This window comes from Streptomyces sp. NPDC048473 (genome assembly GCF_043200155.1).
Classification (GTDB): Bacteria; Actinomycetota; Actinomycetes; order Streptomycetales; family Streptomycetaceae; genus Streptomyces.
Genome location: NZ_JBICXE010000129.1, coordinates 1 through 5,396, shown reverse-complemented (window position 1 = coordinate 5,396; position 5,396 = coordinate 1). Strand labels below are relative to the sequence as shown.

The window sequence follows — 5,396 nt, the reverse complement described above, 5'->3', positions numbered from 1 at the left end:
GCCTGCGCATGACCAATATTCGACTTCACCGAACCCAACCACAACGGCCTGTCGGGCTGCCGATCCTGGCCGTAGGTGGCGATCAGGGCCTGGGCCTCGATGGGATCACCCAACGACGTCCCCGTCCCATGCGCCTCGACAACATCCACATCGGCAGGGGTCAGCCGCGCGTTCGCCAACGCCTGCCGGATCACCCGCTGCTGCGAGGGACCGTTCGGCGCCGTCAGACCATTCGACGCACCATCCTGATTCACCGCCGAACCCCGAAGCACCGCCAGCACCCGATGACCGTTCGCCCGCGCATCCGACAACTTCTCCAGCAACAGCAACCCGGCACCCTCGGCAAACCCCGTACCGTCCGCACCGTCCGAGAACGCCTTGCACCGCCCGTCCGTGGAAAGTCCCCGCTGCCGTGCGAACTCCGTGAACAGAGCGGGTGTGGCCATCACCGTCGCTCCGCCGGCCAGCGCGAGCGAGCATTCGCCGTTGCGCAGGGCCTGAGCTGCCAGATGCACCGCAACGAGCGACGACGAGCACGCCGTATCGATCGTGACCGCAGGACCCTCGAAACCGAACGTGTACGAGATACGACCCGACGCCACACTCGTGGTGGTGCCCGTGAGCAGGTATCCCTCATGGTCCTCGGAGGGTTCGTCGAGCTGCGAGCCGTAGTTCTGCGAGATGACTCCGACGAAGACGCCGGTGCGGCTGCCCTTGACGTCCTCTGGGCGGATTCGTGCGCGTTCCAGCAGTTCCCAGGAGGTCTCCAGCAGCAACCGCTGCTGCGGGTCGATGGCCTCGGCCTCTCGGGGGCTGATCCCGAAGAAGGCTGCGTCGAACCGGTCTGCGTCGGTGAGGAACCCGCCCGTGGTGCAGTAGGTCGTGCCCACTGTCTCCGGGTCGGGATCGTAGAGCGCGTCGCGGTCCCAGCCACGGTTGTCGGGGAACTCCGCGATGGCATCGTCGCCCCGCTCCAGGAGCGCCCACATCTCTTCCGGTGACGACACACCGCCGGGGAACCGGCAGCTCATGGCTACCACCGCCACCGGCTCCAGGTCCCTGCCCTCGGCCTCCGCCTCCGCCTCGCGCAGCCGCTGACGGGTCTGGTGCAGGTCGGTGGTGACGCGCTTCAGGTATTCGCGAAGCTTCTGCTCGTTGTTGGCCATGACCTGGTCAGCCCCCTCAGGAGATTCCGAGCTCGTTGTCGATGAAGTCGAAGATCTCGTCGTCGCTGGCGGATGTGATCTTTTCGTTGACGGCGTCGTTCTCGGCGTCGTTTCCCGTGCCGTTGCCGAGGGCGTCCCGTGCGTTGCCGAGCTTGACCAGGAAGTCCTGTAGCCGGGCGGTGAGTTCGGTGTACGTGGCGTCGTCCGTGAGGGTTTCGCCGGTCTCGGGGGCCGCGGTGGCGGACCCATCGGTGGCGGTTGGGGACAGTGCCGCCTCAAGCCTGTCGAGTTCGGCGAGGACCGCCGTGACCGTGCCGGTCGCTCCGTCTGCTCCGGGCGGCGGTGCCAGTTGCTCACGCAGCTGGTCGGCGAGTGCGGCTGGTGTCGGGTGGTCGAAGACGAGCGTGGCCGCCAGGGGCAGCCCCGTCGCGGCCTTGAGCCGGTTACGGAGTTCCACGGCCGTCAAGGAGTCGAAGCCGATCTCCTTGAACGCCCGGTCGGCGACCACGCTGCCGGGTGAGGAGTGGCCGAGGACCGCTGCCACATGGGTCCGTACGAGGTCCAGGAGCACCGCCCGCTGCTGGGTCCGGGGCAGCCCGGCCAGCCGTGCGGACCACGGCTGTTCGCCGCCTTCCGGTGCTGTTCGGCGGCCCGCTGCCGCGCGTCGTACCGGTGTGCGGACCAGGGCGCGCACCATGTGCGGGAGGGCCGACGGGTCGGTGGTACGGAGCGCGGCGGTGTCGAGCGGCGCGGTGACCAGGACTGCCTGATGACTGGCGCGGGCTGCGTCGAAGAGCGCGAGTCCCTGCTCGTTGGTGAGCTGTCGGGCCCCGGCGCGCTCCAGCCTGGTGCGAGCGGCCGCGTCCAGGTGCCCGGTCATGGTGCTGGTCTCCTCCCACAGGCCCCAAGCGAGGGATGTAGCCGGAAGTCCGTGTGAGTGCCGGTGCTGGGCGAGTGCGTCGAGGAATGCGTTGGCCGCCGCGTAGTTGGCCTGCCCCGCCGTGCCGAGCGTGCCGGCGAGGGAGGAGAAGAGCACGAAGGCCGACAGGTCGAGATCGCGGGTGAGTTCGTGCAGGTGCCACGCCGCGTCGAGCTTCGGACGGAATACGGTGTCGAGTCGCGCCGTGTCAAGGGCGGGGAGGACCCCGTCGTCGATCACGCCCGCGGCGTGTATGACGGTGGTCAGCGGATGCGCCTCGGGTACGGAGGCGAGCAGTGCCGCGAGCTGGTCCCGTTCGGCGACATCGCAGGCGGCGATCGTCACGGTTTCCGCGCCCAGCGCGGTCAGTTCGTTCGCGAGGTCGTCCGCGCCCTCCGCTTCCCGGCCACGACGGCTGGTGATCAGCAGGTGCCGCGCACCGTGGTGGGTGACCAGATGCCGTGCGAGGAGGCCTCCGAGGGTTCCGGTGCCGCCGGTGATGAAGACGGTGCCTTCGGGGTTGCTCGGTACGGGCAGGGTCAGCACGATCTTGCCGGTGTGCCTGGCCTGGCTGAAGTACCGGAACGCCTCCGGTGCCCGGTGGATGTCCCACGCGGTGACGGGCAGCGGCCGCAGTGCCCCGCTGTTGAAGAGCCGGACGAGCTCGGTGAACATTTCCTGGATGCGGTCGGGTCCCGCGTCCAGCACGTCATACGCCTGGTAGGCGACGTCCCGGTACTCGGCGGCGACTTCCTGGGCGTCGCGGATGTCGGTCTTGCCCATCTCCAGGAAGCGGCCGCCGCGCGGCAGCAGTCGCAGGGAGGCGTCGACGTACTCCCGGGCCAGGGAGTTGAGTACGACGTCAACGCCCTTGCCCCCACTCGTCTGGAGGAACTGCTCCTCGAAGCCCAGTTCCCGCGACGACGCGATGTGGGCGTCGTCGAGGCCGAGGGCCCTGAGCGTGGCCCATTTACCGGGGCTGGCCGTGCCGTACACCTCGACGCCCCAGTGCTCCGCGAGCTGGAGCGCTGCCATGCCGACACCACCGGTCGCGGCATGCAGCAGGAGGGATTCACCGGACCTGATCGCGGCAAGATCGGCGAGGCCGTAGTAGGCGGTCAGGAAGACGACGGGGATTCCGGCGGCCTCGGCGAAGGAGCAGCCGTCGGGGATCGGGGCCAGGAGTCGCTCATCGGCCACGGTGATCGGTCCCATGCCGCCCGACATCAGGCCCATGACCCGGTCTCCCGGGGAGAAGGCGGTCACCCCGGGCCCGGTCTCCAGGACGACCCCGGAGCCTTCGCCCGCTGCGGGGCGTTCGTCGTCCGGCACCATGCCGAGAGCCAGCAGGATGTCCCGGAAGTTGAGTCCGGCCGCGCGCACCGCGATCCGTACGTGTCCGGGCCGCAGCGGCTCCCGGACTTCGGGGCAGGCGTCGAAGGCAAGACCGTCGAGCCCTCCCTTGCCGGTGAGGTTCAGCCTCCAGGTCGGTTCGTCCTCGGGCGGTGCGAGAAGAGCGGAGGTGCCGGCCCGGGCCAGTCGAGCCGCCTGTACGGCCGCGTGGCGCACCGCGAGCTGGGGCTCTCCGCTCCTCAGCGCCGTCAGCAGCGCAGTGGCGGATTCGGCCTGGGCGTCGAGGTCGAGGAGACCGAACCGGCCGGGTTGTTCCGACTGGGCCGAGCGCAGCAGACCCCAGACAGCGGCCGCGTCGGGAGCATCGGTGTGTTCACCACCGTGTACGGCCACGGCTCCCCGGGTCACGACGACCAGTCGCGCACCGGCAAATCGTTCATCGGACAGCCATTCCTGTGCCAGCGCGAGCACCCGGGCCGCCGCATCATGCGCACCGGATACGGGATCGGTCTTGCCAGGCCGAGGCGGGAGGGTGAACAGGACGTCCCCGGGCAGCGGCAGGCCGGAAGCGACGGCTTCGCCGAGTGCGGCCAGGTCGGGGAAGACATGGGGACACACTCCGCGCAGCGCCGTGCTCAGGGCCTCCGCGAGCCTGAACGGATCGTCGCCGAGGAGCGCCACGTCGGGTCCGACCGGGTCGTTCTCGCTCTTGTCGGCACCAGCCGGGGCACGACCGGTCTGTTCGTCCGTTCCCGGGAGGTCGGGGAGGTCGGTCCAGTCGACGTGGAACAGCGCGTCGGTTCCGTTGGGTGACGCCGGAGACGCTGCTGCGGCGCGACGCAGTTCGTCCAGCGGGATCGGTCGCGCGACGAGCGAGCCGACGGTGAGAACGGGGCCGCCCTCGACATCGTCGAGCCGGAGGGAGACCGTGTCGGTACCTGCGGCCTTCACGCTGACCCGCAGCTCGCGTGCTTCGGCGGCATGCAGGCGCACGCGGCTCCAGGAGAACGGCAGCATCACCTGGTCGGACAGGTCGCTCCCGGCCGCGAGTGCCAGCGGATGCAACGCACTGTCGAGGAGCGCCGGGTGGATACCGAAGCCGGTCACCGGGACGTCATCGGGCAGGCGGATCTCCGCGTACGTGTTTCCGTCGAGCCGCCATGCCGCCCGCAGCCCCTGGAAGACCGGCCCGTAGGCGAATCCGATGTCCGCGAGGAGTGCGTAGGCGTCGCCCACGGGGACGGGCTGAGCCCCGGGCGGCGGCCATGCGAGGGCTTGGGCGCCGGTCTGCGCGGGATCGCTCTCCGCGTCCGCGGTTGCCAGTACACCCGACGCATGCCGGGTCCACGGCACATCTGCGTCCTGCCCGTCGTCGGCGGGACGCGAGTGGACTGTGACGGTACGACGGCCGTCGCCGTCGTCGTTCCCTGCCACGACCTGTATCCGGACCTGTTCCCTGCCGGGACCCAGCAACAGCGGTGCCTCGATCGTGAGTTCCTCGACCGTGTCACAACCGACCTGCTCACCGGCGTGCAGCGCCAGTTCCACGAATCCGGCTCCCGGCAGCAGAACCGTCCCTCCGACCTCGTGATCGGCCAGCCAGGGGTGGGCGTCGCAGGACAGGACGCCGGTGAACACCATGCCCCCGCCACCGGCCAGTTCGACTGCCGCGCCCAGCAGTCCGTGGAGCGACGCGGTCAGGCCGGCCGATCCGACGTCGCCCGTTTCTGCCGGGACGTCGAGCCAGTAGCGGTCGCGCTGGAACGCGTACGTGGGCAGCACCACCTTCTTCGCCCGATGCTCCTCGAACAGCAGCGGCCAGTTCACCTCCGCCCCGTTGGCCCATGCGTCGGCCACCGAGGAGAGCAGGCGGTCCCGTCCGCCGTCGTCGCGGCGCAGGGTGCCCAGTGCGGTGCCGGGGGCTCCGGCGTCCTCGATGGTCTCCTGGATGCCGACGG

General features: G+C 70.0%; 2 protein-coding genes. Both read right to left on the bottom strand.

Translation table 11 applies throughout. The features are described from left to right. Positions 1–1,166, bottom strand: a 1,166-nt coding sequence (locus ACGFU7_RS47475) for a beta-ketoacyl synthase N-terminal-like domain-containing protein (protein WP_393704979.1), incomplete at its 3' end; no start/stop codon positions are given. Between the two features lie 16 nt (positions 1,167–1,182). Next, positions 1,183–5,396 (bottom strand): SDR family NAD(P)-dependent oxidoreductase (locus ACGFU7_RS47470; protein WP_393704977.1); only part of this gene is annotated, 4,214 nt, incomplete at its 5' end.